We start from the raw sequence: 20,193 nt of genomic DNA, 5'->3' as shown, positions 1-20,193 counted from the left end.
AACAAATTTAATAAATGTTTCAGATGTTCGAAGCTTTTTTCAAGAATAAAATAGAATTAGGTAATGTGTCAATCTGATAATTAGATAATGTCTTTAAAGTGAAATTTATTGTTTAGAATGATAAATTTCTAATTTAAAAAATACATTAATATATTTTCAGATGAACTAAATTATCTAATTGACACATTATCAAATTATCACATTATTACATTTCTAATTATAACATGAAATCACAAGACGTACGTAAACAATTTTTAGATTTTTTTAAAAGCAACGGGCACTTAATCGTTCCGTCGGCTCCTATTGTGCTTAAAGACGATCCAACCTTAATGTTCAACAACTCGGGAATGGCCCAGTTCAAAGAATATTTTTTAGGAAATTCAACTCCAAAAAGTAAACGAATAGCCGATACGCAAAAATGTCTTCGTGTAGCCGGTAAGCAAAATGATCTTGAAGAGGTAGGAATTGATACGTATCACCATACTATGTTCGAAATGTTGGGGAACTGGTCGTTTGGTGATTATTTTAAAAGAGAAGCGATTAATTTTTCATGGAAATTGTTGACAGAAGTTTATAAAATCCCGAAAGAGAATATTTATGTTTCTGTTTTTGAAGGGAGCAAAGAAGAGAATGTTCCTTTTGATCAGGAAGCTTGGGATATCTGGAAAACATTAATCGAGGAAGACAGAATTATCCTTGGAAACAAAAAAGATAATTTCTGGGAAATGGGAGATCAGGGGCCATGCGGACCTTGTTCTGAAATTCACGTTGATTTACGTTCAGCAGAAGAAAAAGCACAAGTTTCAGGTAAAAGTTTGGTAAATAACGATCATCCTCAGGTAGTTGAAATCTGGAATAATGTATTCATGGAATTCAACCGTAAAGCTGATGGTTCTCTTGAAAAACTTCCTGCACAACACGTAGATACCGGTATGGGATTCGAACGTTTGTGTATGGCTTTGCAAGGAAAAACATCAAATTATGATACCGATGTTTTTACACCGCTTATCGAGAAAGTAGAACAAATTACAGGTTTTACATATACATCTAATGAAATTAAAAACATCAGTGAAGAACAAAACAAAACGAATATTGCGATTCGTGTTGTAGTAGATCACGTACGTGCGGTTGCTTTTGCAATTGCCGACGGACAATTACCATCAAACACAGGAGCAGGTTATGTAATACGTAGAATCTTGCGTCGTGCCATTCGTTACGGATTTACGTTCTTGGATACGAAAGAACCTTTTATCAATAAATTGGTAGAAGTTCTGGCAAACCAAATGGGAGAATTTTTTCCTGAGATTAAATTACAGCAACAATTGGTTACGAATGTAATTCGCGAAGAAGAAGCTTCTTTCTTAAGAACTTTAGATCAGGGATTACAATTGTTAGACAATGTAATTGCACAAACCAAAGGTTCTGAAGTTTCTGGAGCAAAAGCATTTGAATTGTATGATACTTTTGGTTTTCCGAAAGATTTAACAGCATTGATCCTGAAAGAAAAAGGAATGTCTCTTAACGAAGCAGAATTTGATGCATCGATGCAGAAGCAAAAAGCACGTTCACGTGCAGCATCAGAAGTTTCAACAGAAGACTGGACTGTTTTGATTCCAGGAAATGTAGAAACGTTTGTTGGATATGACAAAGTAGAAAACGACGTCAAAATCACGAGAATTCGTAAAGTAGATTCTAAAAAAGACGGAATTTTATACCAAATTGTTTTAGACAATACACCATTTTATCCAGAAGGAGGAGGACAGGTGGGTGATAAAGGAACGTTAGTTTCTGCAAACGAAACGATCGAAATCATTGATACGAAGAAAGAGAACAATTTGATTTTGCATTTTGCAAAACAATTGCCTGAAAATATTGAAGCTGGTTTTACAGCAAAAGTAAATACCGATTTAAGAAGTTCAACTTCTAAAAATCACTCGGCTACGCATTTAATGCATTTGGCTTTGAGAAAGCTTCTTGGAACTCACGTAGAGCAAAAAGGTTCATTGGTAAATCCTAACTATTTGCGTTTTGACTTTTCGCATTTTTCTAAGGTTTCAGACGAAGAATTACGTCAGGTTGAAGCAAGTGTAAATGCGCAAATCGAAGCACAATTGCAATTAGTAGAACACAGAAATATTCCGATTAAAGAGGCATTAGATAAAGGTGCAATGGCTTTATTTGGAGAGAAATACGGGGATAATGTTCGTATGATTGAATTTGGTGATAGTAAAGAGCTTTGCGGTGGAATTCACGTAAAAAACACGGCAGAAATCTGGCATTTCAAAATCATTTCTGAAGGCGCAGTAGCGGCGGGAATTCGTCGTATTGAAGCAATTACAGGTGATGCTGTAAAAGACTTCTATAAAAATCAGGAGAATACCTTAGCTGAAATAAAAGAAACATTAAAAAATCCACAGGATATTTTAAAATCAGTGGCTTCTTTACAAGATGATAATGCTAAATTGAAAAAGCAAATTGAGCAATTGCTTAAAGAAAAAGTAAATGCTTTAAAATCTGATTTAGAGAAAGATTTCCAGGCAGTAAACGGAATCAATTTCCTTGCAAAAAAAGTAGATTTAAGCATGGCATCGACTAAAGAATTAGCTTCTGTTTTAGGGGCTTCAAAAGCAGATTCTTTTGTGTTTTTAGCTTCTATAGAAGACGGTTTGCCAAATATTCATTGTTATATCTCTAAGGATTTAGTAGCAAGCAAAAGCCTAAATGCAAATGCTGTTATCAAAGAATTAGGAAAATATATTGAAGGAAATGGAGGAGGACAGCCTTTCTTCGCATCCGGAAAAGGTAAAAATGCTGCAGGAATCGCGGAAGCTTTGTCTCACGCAGTTGATTTTGTGAAGTAAAGAAAAGTTACTAAGAAGCTTAGTTGCTAAGGTTCTAAGTTTTTTATAAGATCTAAAAAGCGAACCCGACAGGTTTTAAAACCTGTCGGGTTTTGCATATAAATTCAATTTTTTACCATAGGTTAAACAATTAAAATGACATACTAAACGAAAACATTCTTATGAAAATGATTGGCCTAGCCCCGATAGAAGAGAAAATCCTTTTGTGGCGGGGTTCGCCACAAAATATGGAAACGGAAAGCGGGATTAGCTCCTGAAAAAAGATTTAGTTTTATCTAGAAAACGAAATGATAAATAGTTACGTGTAATTGGTTGTCTTAATAAAAGAAAGGGCTTTAGCCAAACGTAATAGTCTGGCTAAAGCCCTTCAATTTTAAACTTTTTTGTTCCATTCAGCTAAAGCTGGACACTATCTGAAAAAAAACTTAGCAACTTAGCGCCTTAGCAGCTCAGAACCTTAAAAAAAGCTATTTTCTTTCCCCAATTTGCTGACGCCACATAGCGTAATACAAACCTTTTTCAACAATCAGTTCTTCATGTTTACCGGATTCGATAATTTTACCTTGTTCCAAGACAAATATTTTGTCGGCATGCAATACAGTAGACAATCTGTGCGCAATTAAAACCGTTATTCTGTTTTGGTCGGAGATATTTCTAATCGTAGCATTGATCTCTTCTTCAGTAATAGAATCTAATGCAGAAGTAGCCTCATCAAAAATCAATAGATTAGGATTTCTTAAAATAGCTCTGGCGATTGATAAACGTTGTTTTTCACCACCGGAAACTTTAATTCCGCCTTCGCCAATTGTTGTATTTAAACCATCTTCGGCACGTTGCAATAATTTTTCGCAACTCGCTTTTTTAAGAGCATCATACAAATCTTCATCAGTAGCATTAGGTCTTACAAACAGTAAATTTTCACGAATTGTTCCTGAGAATAATTGAGCATCCTGAGTTACAAACCCCAATTGTTTTCGTAAATCTAACAAGTCAATTTCTGTAGAATCAATATCATTATAAAGAACCTGCCCTTCGGCAGGAGTATACAATCCGACTAATAGTTTTACTAAAGTTGTTTTTCCGGAACCTGACGGACCAACAAAAGCAACGGTTTCACCTTGTTTAATTTCGAAATTAATATTTTCTACCGCTTTGAATTTTGCAGTTTTATGCTGAAAACTTACATTGGTAAAAAGTAAAGACCTTATTGCTCCAACATGTTTCGGACTTTTTGGGCGAAACTCTTTTGGTGCGCTTAATAAAACCTTAAAATTTTCCATTGAAACTTTAGTCTCATTCAATGCAATAATGAAATTTCCTAATTCTTGTAATGGTCCAAAAATGAAGAAAGTAAAAAATACCATGGTCAATAAATCACCCACGATAATTTTATGTCCAAACAAGAAATAATACAACGTAAAGACAACACAAGTTCTTAAAAAGTGAACGGTTGTTCCCTGAATAAAACTCAAGCTTCTGATAAAACGAATTTTTTCTAACTCTAATTGCAGAATTTTAAAAGTGTTTAAGTTCAGACGTTTTTCTTCCTGATACGTTAATCCAAGACTTTTTACCAATTCAATATTTCTCAAGCTCTCGGTTGTAGAACCAGCCAAAGCATTGGTTTGATTGACAATTTTTCTGGAAACGATTTTTATTTTTTTACCTAAATACGAACTGATTAAAGCAATAATGGGAGCCGTAACCAAAAAGATTAGTGAAATACGGTAATCGATTCGGGCAACGTAAACGATTACAAATATAAATCCGATAATGGTTTGAAAAATCAAAGAGATCGAAAGCGTAATTAATTTTTCAGAATCAGAGCGTACTTTCGTCAATTTACTTAAAGTTTCACCGCTTCGCTGATCTTCGAATTCGGCATAAGGTAAATCAAGCGATTTTTTGATTCCGTCAGTATACATTTGAGCTCCGGTACGCTGAATTACGACATTGGTAAAGTAATCCTGAAAGTTTTTGGTAATTCTTGAGATCATTGCAGCACCAAGGGAAAGCCCCAGCCAGAAGGATAAAGATTTTAAAAAACCTATTTCATTTCCCTCATATTTATGCAAACCAACACCGCAATCCTGCATTAATTTACCGGTAATAATTGAGTCTGATAAGCTGAAACAAATGTTTATAGAAGCCATAATCAACGCAAAAAGCAAGAGCATTTTGTGTTTGATTATATAAGAATATAATAATTTCATGTGTGAGTTTAAATTTATTGAAGATGCAAAAGTAGTGAATAGTTTGGCTTTGTAAAGTTGCTTTTAGTTATTAAAAAACTAAATTTTTTTACAGTTGAAATTAGCGGCGTGTTTTTTTAGTCTTGAGTGTCTTAATTTTTTATAAAATATATTTTTTAACACTGGCGTTATAAAAAAAACGAAGAAAACAATCAGGTATTTAAATGGGATTATTTTTGGTTAAATTTTATTACTAAGGTAATTGTTTGCTTATGTTATTCTTTATTAATGCTTTAGTAAGTAGTGGGGTTGCATGCTGTATTTTTTTAGTTTGAATGTGGGATGCCGTAAGGTTTTGATTTTTGGTTGTATTAAGTTTGCCGCAATAACAAATTTAACAAATAAAAATGAAAAAAATTTTATGTCTTTTTAGTGCTTTATCTATGGTGCTGATTTCTTCTTGTTCTAGTGACGATTCGACAGATGTTGCATCTGAAACATTATTACCTAAAAAAATTGTTGAAACAACTGTTGAAAATGGAAAGTCAGGAAGTCTTGATTTTACGTTTACTTACGACGGAAATAAATTAAAGCAAATTTCTCTTTCAGATGCTTCTAAATTTGTTTATACGTATACAGGAGAAGTAATCACTAAAGTTGAGGAGTTCAAATCAAGTGAGTTACAATCTACAGATGTATATACGTACGAAGCTGGAAAATTAGTTTCTAAACTTACTACGAGTGCTTTCAGTTCTACTCCTCCACAAAAACTAACTTTTGTTTACAATGCAAACGGTACTGTTAACGCAAATTATTCTGAGATAATCAACAGACAGGAAGTTAAATATGATACAACAAGACTTTATACTTTTGCAAATGGAAATATAATTTCTACTGAGTTTATCGATGCTGTAAGGGAAAAAAGTACAAGTACATTTGATGACAAGAAAAACCCTTTTACCAATATTACAGGAGCTAAACTTTTGTTGGATTTAGATGATAATTTTGATTTTTATTCAGCAAATAATACAGTTAAAAATGTTACTGTAGAAACTGATGCTTCAGGAAAAGTTATTGGAACAGTAACAGTAACGAATACCAATAAATACAATGCTAATAATTTTGCAACTGAAATATTCTCTGGAGATGCTAAAAACTCTTTTAAATTAGAGATTGCTTATTAATTAGCTTTTAATACAATAATAAATCCCCAATCATCAATAATTGATGTTGGGGATTTTTTTAGATCTTTAAATGAGTTTTAAACTGTATTTTTGAATAAAAAAATCATGCAATTCAGAACGCAAATACCAATTTCTAAAACCAATAGTCCAATCGATTATAACTCGAAGATCATTTCTATTGGTTCCTGTTTTGCTGAAAATATGGCGGAGAAATTCGATTATTTTAAATTTCAAAACCAGACAAATCCGTTTGGGATTATTTTTAATCCGGTTTCGATCGAGAAGATAATCAGCAGGATTATTAAGGAAGAATTTTATACAGAGAAAGATGTTTTCTTTTATAATGAGCGCTGGCATAGTTATGAAGTACATTCGGATTTAAGTAATTCAGATCGACAGGAATTATTGGAAACTTTGAATAAGGCTATTTCAGAAACCTCTAAATACTTAAAAGAAGCCACGCACATTATTATCACGTACGGAACTTCCTGGATTTACAGAAACATAGAAAGCGATGAGTTTGTAGCCAATTGCCATAAAGTACCGCAAAAGCAATTTACGAAACAATTATTATCGGTAAATGTAATTGAGCAAAGTATTCAAAATACAGTTGATTTTATTAAGACGTTAAATCCTAAAATCAATTTTATATTTACTGTTTCTCCCGTTCGTCATATCAAAGATGGTTTTGCTGAAAATCAATTAAGTAAATCACATTTGTTTGCGGCGGTTCATTCTATTTTAAACGATTGTCATCCTGAGCAAAGTCGAAGTCTTTCGGGAATTGAATACTTCCCGTCCTACGAAATCATGATGGACGAACTGCGGGACTATCGTTTTTATACCGAAGATATGTTACATCCCAATCAAGTAGCAATCGATTATATCTGGCAGAAATTCAGTGAAAACTATATTTCTGAAAATAGTATTTCAACGATGCAAGAGGTTTCAGAAATACAAAAAAGTTTGCGTCACAGAAGCTTCAATCCGGAATCAGAACAACACCAGAAATTCTTAGCAAAACTTCAGCAGAAGATAAATGCGATTCAGGAAAAATGGAAGCACATTAAATTTTAATTTAGAAACATTTCAATTCCATTGTTTAAACCAAAGTTTATTAAAAATCTTCGTGCCTTAGCACCTTCGTGGCTAATTAAAGTAAGAAAATAATTATTTGTCCATAAAATTTTAGAATAATTGCATGTAATTATGTAAATTGTTAAGGTTTAAAATTTACAATTTTGTAAACTGTAGAAATACAGCTTTATAATGACACAACTTTAATTTAACCGTGTTTTATTGACTTATGAATAAGAAACCAATTCATTTTCTTAAAAAAACACTACGTATACTACTTTGGTGCGTGGTTTCTATCATTGCACTTTTATTACTTCTAATTGTTTTAATTCAGGTTCCGTCGATCCAAAATTATGCAAAGGATAAAGCGATAACCTATTTGCATAATAAAATAAAAACCAAAGTTGCTTTGGATCATATCTCTATTAAATTTCCAAAAGATATAGTTTTGGAAGGTTTCTATTTTGAAGATCAAAAGAAAGATACTTTGTTGAGCGGTAAACGTTTAGAGTTAGATGTCGATTTGTTTAAGCTAATAAGCAGTGAGCTCGAGATAAATTCAGTTTCCCTTGAAAATGTCAATGCTAATATTTCCAGAAATAAAGACGGCGTTTTTAATTTTGATTATATAATAAAAGCTTTCGAATCTAAAGAACCAAAGGTTGAAGATCCGGATAGTAAACCATTCAAAATATCAGTTGTAAATGTAAATCTGGACAATGTTAAATTCAGTTTTAAAGATGATTTTTCTAAGAATGATGTGAAGGTCAATCTGACACATTTTGATACAAAATTCAAGGAATTTGATTTGGATAAAATGAATTTCGATATTCCGAATATTAAGTTAGACGGATTAAAATTAGTTTTAGATCAGGATGCAGTCGAAAAAATTGCCGAAGTATCGGTAGAAACCGTTGATACTATTTCGAAAAGAAAAGATTCTAATTTGAATTTAGGTAAAATTAGTTTGTCGAAAATTGATATTGCTTATGATAATAAAGATTCCAAATTAGACTCAGGAATAAAACTGGGGAATCTTGATTTATCGGTCAATAAAATTGACCTGAACAATCAGCTTTTAGATTTTGATACTTTCGAATTGAAAAATCTAAAAGGGAACTTACGTTTAGGTACAAAAGACAAACAAATAAAAACTCCTGATTTAGATTCAACTGCAATTAAGCAAGCAGGATGGAAAGTAAAATTAAAGAATATAGATATACAGGATGTCGCCTTCAGGTTTGACGATATGCAATCGAAACCAGTTTTAAAAGGTATTGATTACAGTCATCTTGATTTGGATAAATTAAATTTTAAAGCAGAGAAATTATACTACGGAAACGACACCATTTCCGGGAACATAAAAGCTTTAACGGCAAACGATAAAAGCGGATTACAAATTCAGTCTTTAAAAACCGATTTCTTTTACGGACCTAAAAATGCATATCTGAATGATTTGTATTTGAAAACGCCTCAAACTTTACTTCAAAATAAAGTTAAAGTCGCTTATTCTTCGATTGCAACAATTTCTAAAGATTTAGGAAACCTTTCTTTAGACGCTAATTTAAATCAATCAAAAATTGGTTTTAAAGATATTTTGCTTTTTGTTCCGGATTTGCAAAAGACAAATCCGTTTAAGAGTAATCCAAATGCGATTTTGTACGTTAATACACGCTTGAGCGGAAAAATTAAAGATCTTAACATTCCACAATTCGAAATGAGTGGAATAGGAACGACAAAAGTTTCTCTTTCTGGAAAAATAACAGGGTTGCCGGATGCCCAAAAAGCCTATTACGATTTAGATATAAAAAAAATATCAAGTACTTCAAAGGATATTAATACGTTTGTACCGGCAGGAACAATTCCGAAAAACATTCAGTTGCCTTCTCAATTAAACCTGCAAGGAAAATTTAAAGGTTCTGTTCAGAATTTCAAAACAAACCTGGCCTTAAACAGTAGTTTCGGAAATGCGAAAGTCGATGCATTATTCGATCAGCGTGTTAAGAAAAAAGAGAAGTACAATGCAACAGTTTATTTGTTGGATTTTGATTTGGGAAAATTAATCAAAAATGATTCAATCGGAAAAATTACGCTTAAAGCGAAAGTAGATGGGAAAGGACTCGATCCAAAAACAGCTCAGGCGCAATTTGACGGATTGGTTCAGAAAGCAGTTTTTAATAAATATACTTATAAGGATTTAGCTTTAAAAGGAAATATAGAAAACGGATCATTTGATGTAAAATCGGGAATGAAAGATCCTAATTTGCATTTTGATCTTGTAGCAAGTGGAAATACAAAAGATAAATATCCATCCATACAATTAAAATTAAATCTGGATATTGCTGATCTGGAAAAACTAAATCTTCATGCCGGACCAATGAAACTGCGTGGTAATGTAGATGCAGATATTGCCAACAGTAATCCTGATTTTTTAAACGGTAAAGTATTTCTTTCCAATATACAGGTGGTACAAGATGCCGCACCTATTGTTCTGGATTCAGTGCGTATAATTGCTTTTGCGGATAATACGAGAAATAACATCAAAATTGCATCTCAGTTTTTGAAAGCGGAAGTTGACGGAAAATATAAATTGACCACATTAACAGCGGCAATAAAAAAATCATTATCGAAATATATTGATTTAAAAAATCCAAAAGTAAATGGAGAAGCAGATGAACAACGTTTGGTCTTTAAGTTAAAGATTGATAATGATCCGCTGCTTTTTAAACTGGTTCCAAAATTAACTGGTTTAGAGCCTGTCAATATTACAGGAAAGTACAATAACGTAACAGATTCATTAGAAATAAAAGGGACAATACCAAGAATTGTGTATGCCGATAACACAATTGCCGATGGAAAAATAAATATCGAAGGAAAAGAGAATGCTTTAGAATATATGGTTTCTGTAGCAACGATCGAAAGTGGCTCTTTAAAAATTCCATTCACAAGTTTAGCAGGAAAAGTCGAAAATAATATTTTGACTTATGCTCTTGAAGTGAAAGATGTAAAAGACAAACAACAGTATTTTATTGCGGGAGAATTTAAAACAGAAGATTCTAAAAATATCTTCAAAATCGATGCAGAAAACTTTGTGCTTAATTACGATAAATGGACGGTTGATCCTGAAAATGTAATTGAATTTGGAGGAAAAAGACTTTATATTAATAAGTTTTATTTATCAAATTCAGGCAATGAATTAAAGATACAATCTCAGGGAGAACAGGATAATGCACCGTTGAAAGTTGATTTTGTAAACTTTAAAATCGAAACCATTATGAATATGGTTAAAAAAGACGAGATTTTAATGCAAGGTCTGATTAACGGAAATGCAGTTGTTGAGAATATAATGACAAAACCCACTTTTACATCAGATTTAAAAGTAGATCAGTTCGCTTTTAAAGGGGAACCTGTTGGTGATATTGGTATTAAAGTAGATAACAAAGTGGATAATTTATTGGCCGCAAATGTTACATTAACGGGTCAGGATAATGATGTAAGTCTTACCGGGAATTATAAAGTTGACGATGGAGATCTTGATTTCAATTTAGATTTGAATAAACTGAATATAAAAAGTATTCAGGGATTCAGTATGGGTAATATTAAAGAAGGAACAGGATATTTAACCGGGAATTTTAAAATTACGGGCAATGCAAGCGAGCCAAAAGTAATTGGAGAATTAGACTTTAAGGAAACAGGTTTCAGAGTAACTAAACTGAATTCTTTCTTTAAAACGGTTGATGAAAAAATCACGCTTCAAAATGATGTAATTACGTTTGATAAATTTACTTTTCATGACGAGAATGATAACGAGTTAACAATAGACGGAACGATTAAGTCTGCTGATTATAGTAATTTCGATTTTGGTTTAACAGTTGTTGCAGACGATTTTAGAGCCATACATTCTAAAGAAGCAGATAATGATTTGTTTTATGGAGATTTAATTCTGGATACCAAACTAAACATAAAAGGAACGCTTAAAAATCCTGTTGTTGGCGGAAATATCAAAATAAACAAAGACACTAAATTTACAGTTGTTTTACCACAATCAGATCCTTCTATTGCGGATCGTGAAGGTATTGTTGAGTTTGTCGATGAAGATAATATGTTGCTGAAACAAACTGTTGCGATGGAGAAAGAACTGAATCAATCTCAGTTAATTGGTATGGATGTGAGCGTTGAAATTGCCATTGATAAAGAAGCTGAACTTACCTTGGTGATTGACAAAGGAAACGGAGATTATCTGAATCTAAAAGGTGAAGCACAGCTTACAGGAGGAATCGATCCGTCAGGAAAAACTACTTTAACGGGTAAATATGAGTTTTCTGAAGGAGCGTATGAAATGAATTTCAACATGATCCGAAGAAAATTTGATATTCAAAAAGGAAGTTCTATTACCTGGAATGGTGAACCTACAATGGCAAGTCTGAATATTACAGCCATTTATAAAGTAGAAACAGCACCAATAGATTTACTTGGAAACCAGTTAGGAGCAATGAGTCCGACGGTTAAAAACACATACAAACAGAAAATTCCGTTCCAGACATTATTGAAAATGAATGGAGAATTACTGAAACCGGAAATCACATTTGATATTGTGCTGCCTGACGGGAATTATGATGTTTCATCAGATATCGTAACAGCTTCCCAAAATAAATTAGAGCAATTACGACAAGAACCAAATGAATTGAACAAACAGGTTTTTGCACTGTTATTATTAAACAGATTTATTGGTGAAAACCCTTTTGCGAGTGAAAGCGGCGGAACAAGTGCAGAATCATTGGCAAGACAAAGTGTGAGTAAAATACTTTCTCAACAGTTAAATGATCTTGCAGGAGAGTTAATTAGCGGAGTTCAATTAGAGTTTGATCTTGAATCTACAGATGATTATACTACCGGAAACAGGGAAAACAGAACAGATTTGAATGTGGGTGTTTCTAAAAAACTTTTAAATGATCGATTAAAAGTTACGGTAGGAAGCAGTTTTGCTGTCGAAGGACAAGAACGCGCAAATGAAGAAAGTACCAATATTGCCGGCGACGTAGCATTAGATTATCAACTAACAAAAGACGGCCGATATATGCTTCGTGCGTATCGCAAAAACGAATATCAGGTTGCAGTCGAAGGTCAGGTTGTCGAGACAGGAGTTGCGTTTATTATTACAATGAGTTACAATAAATTCCGTGAACTTTTTCATAGAAGTGCAGCCGAAAAAGAAATGATAAAAGAAGAAAAACTGCGAAAAGAGAAAAAGAAGCAGAAAGAGAAGGAAGAGAATAAAAAAGAAGACGAAGAAAATAAAATTGAAGGAAATGAACAAAAGACATAGCAATATGGAAATTAGATATGTAAAATATTTTATAGCGCTATCCTTATTTTTTGTTTTTGGATGCAGCAATACTAAATATTTGCCCGAAGGAGATTTATTGTACACAGGAGGTTCTGTGACAGTAAAGGATTCTACTATTAAAAAGAAAGAAAGAAAAGCTTTCGAGAATGAACTAGAAGATTTATTGCGACCAAAACCCAACAAGCAAATATTAGGTTTACGACCTAAATTATGGATTTACAATATTGCAGGCGAACCTAAAAAACAAAAAGGAATTCGATATTGGCTGCGTAATAAAGTGGGAGAAGCGCCAGTACTTTTTAGCAAAGTCGATTTAGATTATAATGCTTCGGTTTTACGAAATTTCACAGAAAACAGAGGTTATTTTAAAACGCGTGTCAGTGCAGATTCTACTGTTAGTAACAAAAGAGCAACTGCAGAATATACGGTTGTGCCTAAAAGACAGTATATTATTAAAAGTGTAATTTTTCCGGATGACTCTCTGGCCATGTCAAGAATAATTGGGCGATCAAGCCGAAGAAGTTTATTGAAAGTAGGAAAACCATATGATTTGGATGTCATAAAAGCAGAGAGAGAAAGAATAGATGCAAGGCTTAAAGAAAAAGGATATTACTACTTTAATCCGGATTATATTTTAGCCCAGGTAGACAGCAGCAAAGGCGATCATGAAGTAAAAATCAGGTTGGTAATAAAACCTGAGGCACCGCCAAAAGCTTTGACCGCTTACAAGATTAATAAAATTGTAGTTTATCCTAATTTTACCGTTTCAAAAGATAGCGTGAAATACACTGGTAAAGATATTGTTCAATACAAAGATTTTACGATTATTGATACTGCAGATACTTTTAAACCAAGGGTTTTTGATCGGGCGATCTATTTTAAAAAAGGAGATTTATACAATAGAAAGAACCACAATTTGACTTTAAACCGATTCGTGAATCTGGGAACTTTTAGTTTTGTAAAAAACGAATTTAAACCTTCTGATAGTATAAAAAACGCCTTGGATTCTTATTATTATCTGACGCTTTTGCCGAAGAAATTTATTCGTGTAGAAGTTTTAGGAAAAACAAATTCAGCCAGTTATACAGGAACAGAACTGAATGTAAACTGGAACAACCGAAACTTATTTCGTGGTGCTGAACTGCTGACGGTTTCTGTTTTTGGCGGAGCCGATTTTCAGCTTGCAGGAACTAATAACGGAAAAAATATTTATAAATTAGGAACAGAAACCAGCTTGACCTGGCCGAGATTTATTGTGCCGTTTTTTCATATTGAAGGTTCCAGCGAATATGTGCCGAGAACAAAAGCTACAGTGAGATATGAATATCAAAACAGAACACAATTGTATGCATTGAATTCGTTTAAAACATCATTTGGTTATCAATGGAAAGAAAACATCAGAAAAGAACACCAATTCAATCTTATTGATATTACGTATGTGAGCCCAAATAATGTAACAGCAGAGTATCGTCAGGATATTATAGAAGATGCATCGTTAGGGAAAGTAATCGAAAAGCAACTGATTTTTGGACCAACGTACTCGTATACATATACAAATACAATGCAGAAGCGTAAAAAAAATACGTTTTATTTTAATGGAGAATTAGATTTGGCAGGAAATATAACTGGTTTGGCTACAGGCGCTAATGTAAAAAAGAACGATACCATAAAAATATTTGATGTTCCGTTTAGTCAATTTGTAAAGCTAAAAGGAGATTTCAGGCATTATTTAAAATTGGGTAAAGAAAGTGAACTGGCAAGCAGAATTATTATTGGTGCCGGACTGCCTTACGGAAATTCTGGTGCATTGCCAACGTCTAAGCAATTTGTGGTAGGAGGAACCAATAGTATTCGTGCTTTTAGAGCACGATCTCTCGGTCCTGGAAGTTATGTAAATACTGTCACAGATAATTCATACTTACCGGATCAGTCAGGAGATTTAAAATTAGAATTTAGTACAGAATACAGGGCAAAACTTTTTAGTATTGTTCGCGGTGCAGTATTTATAGATGCTGGAAACGTTTGGCTTTTAAATGCTGATAAAGATAAACCAGGAGGACAAATTACCAAAGATTTCATGAAAGAGATTGCCGTGGGTGCCGGAGCGGGATTGCGTTTTGATTTGTCTTTCTTAGTTCTAAGAACAGATCTGGCATTTCCGTTAAGAAAGCCTTATTTGCCGGAAGGACAAAGATGGGTAATCGACGATATCAATTTTGGCAGCGGACCGTGGAGAAAAGAAAACCTGATTTTGAATATCGCAATTGGTTATCCATTTTAAGAATTTTGCCACGTTTTTTGCCGCAAATTTCACGAATTTTCACTGATATATAGTTTGCGCATAATAAGCAATTTCACAAATTTTAAATTCACATCATTATAAATTATAAACAAAGCATTAGTGAAAATTCGTGAAATTGCTTCGCCTGTTCGCTGTTGCTCGGGTCATGGCGAAAAAACTTAGTGATGAAAAACTTTTAACCTCTTAGAAAAAAGAAGTAAATTGGTCTAATAAAATAATAGAATGCAAAATTTAATAAAGAGAATAATAGTTTTCGTTGCGGTCGTACTTTTGATAGTTTTGGCTTTCAAATATTGTGAGTTCAAAAAAGACGACGATTCTACCATCGATTACAATACCAATTTAATTCAACAGCAGATTTTAAATGTTGGAAAATTAGTAGTCACCGAAGGGCATTTTTCAGAAGTCATTACCTATAAAAATCAACAGAAATACTTGATGGATATGGTTTCTTTTGAGAAGAAAGCACTTGTTGTCGTGAATGCAAATGTTACAGTTGCTTATGATTTGCATAAAATCAAATACGATATCGACGAAAAAAATAAAACCATCACCATTCTTAATATTCCAAAAGAAGAAATTACAATCAATCCGGATATTCAGTTTTACGATGTTGAACAAAGCAAACTAAATCCTTTTACAGGAGATGATTACAACAAAATCAACAAATCAGTAAAAGCCAATCTGGCGAAAAAAATCGAGAAATCGACCTTGAAAACCAATGCCCAAAATAGATTGATTAGTGAGTTATCTAAAATTCTGATCCTGACAAATTCAATGGGTTGGAAATTGCAATACGAAGGAAAAACAATTGAATCTGATAAAGATTTTAATACAGATTTAAAATTGTAGTTTGCCACAAAGGCAAAAAGACTCTAAGTTTTTTTAATTAATGATTAATCGTATTGTTTGTCATTTCGGCCCAAGGGAGAAATCACACTAGAAGCTCCGCACAGAAAGTCGTCAATCTTTGTCTAATCCCGCGTGTGATTTCTCCCTTGGGTCGAAATGACAAAATTGTAGAAAAACTTTGCGACTTCACGTCTTTGCGAGATTAAAAAAAAACCTGCGTTAATCAGTTTAAATCAGTAAGATTCGTGGGCAAAATTTTCGCAACAACAAAAAGTCTTATTGTCTTTGTGGCAAATCCGGCAAAGAACCGTTAAATATCAAATCCAATCCACCAGTAATTAAATGTGCCACTTCAGGACGTTTTATTTTCAACTGATCCAGATAAACCAATACTTTCTGCAAAAGCTGTGCTTCATTTGAATCCTTCGAAAGCTCCGCTATTTCAATAGAAAGCAACCAATCATTAGAATGGTTTTTTTGAAGTTTCTCAAATACAGATTTCAATTCAGATTTAGCATCTTTATTTTCTCTGATCATACGAACCGTTTGGTACAAAATCTCCAGATCGTCACGTTCGTCTGAATGTTTGGCTTTTATAGTTGTAGTTTTAGGAACCGAATTTATCAAATCGAAACTATTTACATCGGCTGGACCTGAAAAAGCCGAAACTACTTTTTTACCAATTGCCATATCATAATTTCCCCATTCCGGCTGAAACAAAATTGTTTCGCCATGTGTAACGGTACAATTTCTAAAACTAATCAGGATAATTTCACCGTGTAAATTTCTGGAACCTGTAATGATTTCTCCTTCAACAATAATATTGCCTTCAAACTCCAGTTTTACAGTTTCATTTTCAACGATACTATAAGCTTGTAAATCCTTCGGGCTCATATCTTCGATTGCTAAATTGAATCCTTTCAGTTTCCCAATCGGACTTCCAAAACCTTCCGGATGTGTTAGCGTTCCGTGGCCAACTAATTCTTTTTCGCGATACGATAAAGCTGTTTTTCCTGTTGTCTGAATGTAAATTGGTTTTCCTTCCTCTTCTAATACATTTGTAAAAACTCCCGAAATCTGTAAACCTGTACTCAATTCAATAGTTCCTAAAGCATTGGAATGAATTAGTTTCTGAATCCCCGAAAGTCCCCCGGTTCTTAAAGCCATTTTATTCGCAAATTCTTCCAGGACCAAACTTAAATAAGAGAAATTTGGCGTTACATATAATTGAGGTTGCAATTGCGTAATATCAAAATTCTGATTCGCAGCAGAGATATCGTAAGGTATTTTCTTTACGTTATCCGTCATGCACCAGGCACTTTCTCCAATCGATGAAAGTAATCCTGCGCCATATATTTTTGGGTTTTCAACAGTTCCAATCAGGCCATATTCAACAGTCCACCAATGCAGGTTTCGAATTTGAGCCATTTCAGACAATTCCCCCATATTATTTTGCAGATCGGCAACAGCTTTTTCAGCCTCGTCTATTTTTTCCTGTGGAGTATCTTCGGCTTCTTTTAATATTGAAAGCAACCGAATCGCCTCGTACATCTGATAATCTTTATGTGATGAAATGGCTTTGCAGCCAATTTCTCCAAACCGGCGTAAATATTCAGCATATTCAGGATTCGCAATAATAGGAGCGTGGCCGGCACCTTCGTGAATAATATCCGGAGCAGGCGTATATTCGATATGTTCTAACTGGCGAATATCTGAAGCAATAACCAAAACGTTGTAAGCCTGAAATTCCATAAAAGCATTTGGCGGAATAAATCCGTCAACCGCAACCGCAGCCCAGCCAATTTCGGTTAGAATCCGGTTCATTCCATACATACTAGGGATCGCATCAATTTCGATTCCCGTTTTGCGTAAGCCGTCTAAGTACGAACTATGTGCAACTTTCGATAAATAATCTACGTTTTTACGCATTACATAGCGCCAAACCGCTTGGTTTATAGGAGTGTAATCGCTATAATCCTGAGGTTTAATAAACTGCTTTAAATGTTTAGGCAATCGCTCTAATAACGGGTTTGTTTCAATACTTGCATTCATTTCGAAAACGTTGTAGTTTAGAATGCAAAATTACGAATTAACACCGCTATTTTTTGCTATTTGTTACAATTATTTTATTCGAAGGTGATTTTTATTGCGTTTTTCGTGAAGTTTGTCTTGAGATCTTATATAGGTTTTAGGAGCTAATTCCTGCTGTACGCTGTATCTTTTTGTTTTTAAAGAAAAAACAAAAAGGATGCCGCTTCCATCAGGGCTAGGACTTCCGTTTTCAAAAGAACATTTTAAATTTATAGAGATAAAAATTTCCAATAAAATAATTCATGATAATTCGTGAAATTGATGGCAATTTTTTTTCTAATGATTTTCAGGATTTCTAAAATATTCAATTTTGTAATTGAACATATAGGCCATATTTGCTGCACGAACTTTAGCTTCCTCAGCTAATTTTCCAATAAATAATTCATCGACAGTTGAAGTGAAAATTTCCATCCAGCGATCAAAATGAGACTGATTTACAGGTAATTGTTTGTGTGGCGGAAATGGGCTTCCGGAATAAGTATGTTCTTCTAAAAGAATGGTTTGCCAAAAACGATACATTTTTTCTAAATGTTCAGGCCATCTTCCTAGCATTTTTTCATTGAAAATAGGTCCAATTAAATCATCTTTCTGAACTTTATCATAAAATGTATTTACTAAAAGTTTGATGTCTTCTATGTTTGAGATATCCTGAGTTGCCATTTTTTTAATAAAAATAAAGTGCTTTCTTTTGTAAAGCTGGTGAAATCTTTGTGATTCTCTGCGAAAATCCAGTACACAAAGTTACACAAAGATTATGCAGTGAAACTTAAAGAAAAACAAAAAGTGGGTTAAAGTTTGATTATCCTATTAACTGTGTAAACAAATCCTGGTTGTCATTCAGATATTGAAATTCAAAACCATTTTTGGTCATGTTCATTTTAATTGCCAGAATATCTTTTTTGTTTTTCAATTCTAATCCAACTACGACAGAACCAACTTCACGGCTGTTTTTCTTAGCGAATTGAAAGTAAGTGATGTCATCATCCGGTCCTAAAATATTATTTACAAATTCTTTTAGAGCTCCGGGACGTTGTGGAAACTGAATCATAAAATAATGCATCAAACCTTCGTAAAGTAAAGAACGCTCTTTTATTTCGGCCGTTCTTTCGATATCATTATTACTTCCGCTTACTACGCAAACTACGGTTTTGCCTTTTATTTTATCCTTATAAAAATCTAAAGCAGCAATTGTTAATGCTCCAGCCGGTTCTACAACCATAGCCTCTTCGTTGTATAAACGCAAAATTGTCGTGCACACTTTGCCTTCAGGAACCAGAATGATGTCGTTTAAGTTATTACGGCATATTTCAAAAGTTTTATCGCCAACTTGTTTTACTGCAGCGCCGTCAACAAATTTATCAATAGTTGCAAGTGCAGTATTTTTATTTTCTTCAATAGAGGTTTTCATTGAAGGAGCACCTTTAGGTTCAACTCCAATAATTTTAGTATCAGGACTCAGATGTCTAAAAACTTCAGATAATCCTGAAGCCAATCCACCTCCGCCAATTGGGACAAAAACATAATCGATAGCTTCTTTATAATTTTCGAGAATTTCAAGTCCAACAGTTCCCTGACCGGCAATTACTTTCTCATCATCAAAAGGATGAATAAATATTTTATGATTTTTTACGGCATCTGCAGTTGCGGACGCATAAGCATCATCAAAAGTATCTCCGATAAGCACAATTTCAACAAACGATTTTCCAAACAGTTGAACCTGTTTTACTTTTTGTTTTGGAGTCGTTTTCGGCATATAGATTTTGCCTCTGATCTGCAAAATATGGCAGGAATATGCAACACCTTGTGCATGATTTCCGGCACTTGCGCAAACAATTCCAGTTGCTTTTTCGATATCATTCAACGAAGAAATCTTGTTATAAGCGCCTCTGATTTTGTACGATCGTACAATTTGTAAATCTTCCCGTTTCAATAAAATAGTCGATTGAAATTCGTCTGAAAGATTTAAATTTTGCGTAAGTGGAGTAGCGGCTACTACATTTTCTAATTGCTTTTTTGCAGCAAGTACTTCGTTAAATAAATTCATTTTGTTTTGTTTTTTTGCCACGAATTAGCACTAAATTTTATTGTTTGATTAGAAAAAAATAATTTGTGAACCTACGTGAAATTTGTGACAACCTTTTGATTATTTATTAAAATAAAAAACCTCCCGGTTTGGGAGGTTTCATAAATTGTATTTTGTTTACTTATTTATATAATACCTCGCCATTATTGCTGAATTGCAATAATGTTAACAGAGATAATAATGATATTTAAGTTTTTCATTTCA

Annotated in this window: 10 protein-coding genes; 6 read left to right on the top strand and 4 right to left on the bottom strand. The window is 33.5% G+C overall.

The features are described from left to right. Window positions 1–224 precede the first annotated feature (224 nt). Entirely contained in the window at window positions 225–2,861 is a 2,637-nt protein-coding gene (gene alaS, locus ACQKCJ_RS04285) for an alanine--tRNA ligase (RefSeq protein WP_427401448.1), read from the top strand. Window positions 2,862–3,328: 467 nt separating this feature from the next. Here the strand turns inward: alaS and ACQKCJ_RS04280 are convergent, their stop codons facing one another. Continuing rightward, window positions 3,329–5,074, bottom strand: coding sequence for an ABC transporter ATP-binding protein (locus ACQKCJ_RS04280; RefSeq protein WP_271334938.1), 1,746 nt, complete (start codon window positions 5,072–5,074; stop codon window positions 3,329–3,331). Window positions 5,075–5,460: 386 nt separating this feature from the next. On the opposite strand from ACQKCJ_RS04280, the gene ACQKCJ_RS04275 reads away from it, so the two are divergent. The 5 genes from ACQKCJ_RS04275 (at window position 5,461) to ACQKCJ_RS04255 (ending at window position 15,815) form a co-directional block, all read left to right on the top strand. Then, on the top strand, window positions 5,461–6,237 hold the full coding sequence (locus tag ACQKCJ_RS04275) for a hypothetical protein (RefSeq protein WP_271334937.1): 777 nt from the start codon (window positions 5,461–5,463) through the stop codon (window positions 6,235–6,237). Window positions 6,238–6,342: 105 nt separating this feature from the next. Further along, window positions 6,343–7,314: a GSCFA domain-containing protein gene (locus ACQKCJ_RS04270; RefSeq protein WP_271335009.1), complete on the top strand. Its 972-nt coding sequence runs from the start codon at window positions 6,343–6,345 to the stop codon at window positions 7,312–7,314. A gap of 229 nt (window positions 7,315–7,543) precedes the next feature. After that, a complete protein-coding gene (locus ACQKCJ_RS04265; protein WP_271334936.1) occupies window positions 7,544–12,640 on the top strand; it encodes a translocation/assembly module TamB domain-containing protein in 5,097 nt (1,698 codons plus the stop codon). Beyond that, a complete protein-coding gene (locus ACQKCJ_RS04260) occupies window positions 12,624–14,942 on the top strand; it encodes a BamA/TamA family outer membrane protein (protein ID WP_271334935.1) in 2,319 nt (772 codons plus the stop codon). The genes ACQKCJ_RS04265 and ACQKCJ_RS04260 overlap by 17 nt, the downstream gene beginning before the upstream one ends. Window positions 14,943–15,185: 243 nt before the next feature. Beyond that, window positions 15,186–15,815, top strand: coding sequence for a DUF4230 domain-containing protein (locus ACQKCJ_RS04255; protein ID WP_271334934.1), 630 nt, complete (start codon window positions 15,186–15,188; stop codon window positions 15,813–15,815). 276 nt (window positions 15,816–16,091) lie between these two features. Here ACQKCJ_RS04255 and ACQKCJ_RS04250 read toward each other — a convergent pair whose 3' ends face one another. From ACQKCJ_RS04250 to ilvA, 3 genes are all read right to left on the bottom strand, one after another. Then, window positions 16,092–17,867 carry an aromatic amino acid hydroxylase gene (locus ACQKCJ_RS04250; protein WP_271334933.1) on the bottom strand — a complete coding sequence of 592 codons (1,776 nt, stop codon included), beginning with the start codon at window positions 17,865–17,867 and terminating at the stop codon, window positions 16,092–16,094. A gap of 315 nt (window positions 17,868–18,182) precedes the next feature. Further along, window positions 18,183–18,566, bottom strand: a complete 384-nt coding sequence (locus ACQKCJ_RS04245; protein ID WP_271334932.1) for a group III truncated hemoglobin — start codon at window positions 18,564–18,566, stop codon at window positions 18,183–18,185. Window positions 18,567–18,705: 139 nt separating this feature from the next. Further along, window positions 18,706–19,950, bottom strand: coding sequence for a threonine ammonia-lyase IlvA (ilvA, locus tag ACQKCJ_RS04240; protein ID WP_271334931.1), 1,245 nt, complete (start codon window positions 19,948–19,950; stop codon window positions 18,706–18,708). Between the last annotated feature and the right edge of the window lie 243 nt (window positions 19,951–20,193).

It is taken from the genome of Flavobacterium sp. NPDC079362, assembly GCF_050267765.1.
GTDB classification, from domain to species: Bacteria; Bacteroidota; Bacteroidia; order Flavobacteriales; family Flavobacteriaceae; genus Flavobacterium; species Flavobacterium azizsancarii.
This window is presented reverse-complemented; position numbering and strand designations above follow the sequence as displayed.

Bases quoted from the DNA above. Each gene is read 5' to 3' on its own strand.
- alaS (WP_427401448.1), top strand. From the start codon at position 225: ATGAAATCACAAGACGTACGTAAACAATTTTTAGATTTTTTTAAAAGC.
- ACQKCJ_RS04280 (WP_271334938.1), bottom strand. From the start codon at position 5,074: ATGAAATTATTATATTCTTATATAATCAAACACAAAATGCTCTTGCTT.
- ACQKCJ_RS04275 (WP_271334937.1), top strand. From the start codon at position 5,461: ATGAAAAAAATTTTATGTCTTTTTAGTGCTTTATCTATGGTGCTGATT.
- ACQKCJ_RS04270 (WP_271335009.1), top strand. From the start codon at position 6,343: ATGCAATTCAGAACGCAAATACCAATTTCTAAAACCAATAGTCCAATC.
- ACQKCJ_RS04265 (WP_271334936.1), top strand. From the start codon at position 7,544: ATGAATAAGAAACCAATTCATTTTCTTAAAAAAACACTACGTATACTA.
- ACQKCJ_RS04260 (WP_271334935.1), top strand. From the start codon at position 12,624: ATGAACAAAAGACATAGCAATATGGAAATTAGATATGTAAAATATTTT.
- ACQKCJ_RS04255 (WP_271334934.1), top strand. From the start codon at position 15,186: ATGCAAAATTTAATAAAGAGAATAATAGTTTTCGTTGCGGTCGTACTT.
- ACQKCJ_RS04250 (WP_271334933.1), bottom strand. From the start codon at position 17,867: ATGAATGCAAGTATTGAAACAAACCCGTTATTAGAGCGATTGCCTAAA.
- ACQKCJ_RS04245 (WP_271334932.1), bottom strand. From the start codon at position 18,566: ATGGCAACTCAGGATATCTCAAACATAGAAGACATCAAACTTTTAGTA.
- ilvA (WP_271334931.1), bottom strand. From the start codon at position 19,950: ATGAATTTATTTAACGAAGTACTTGCTGCAAAAAAGCAATTAGAAAAT.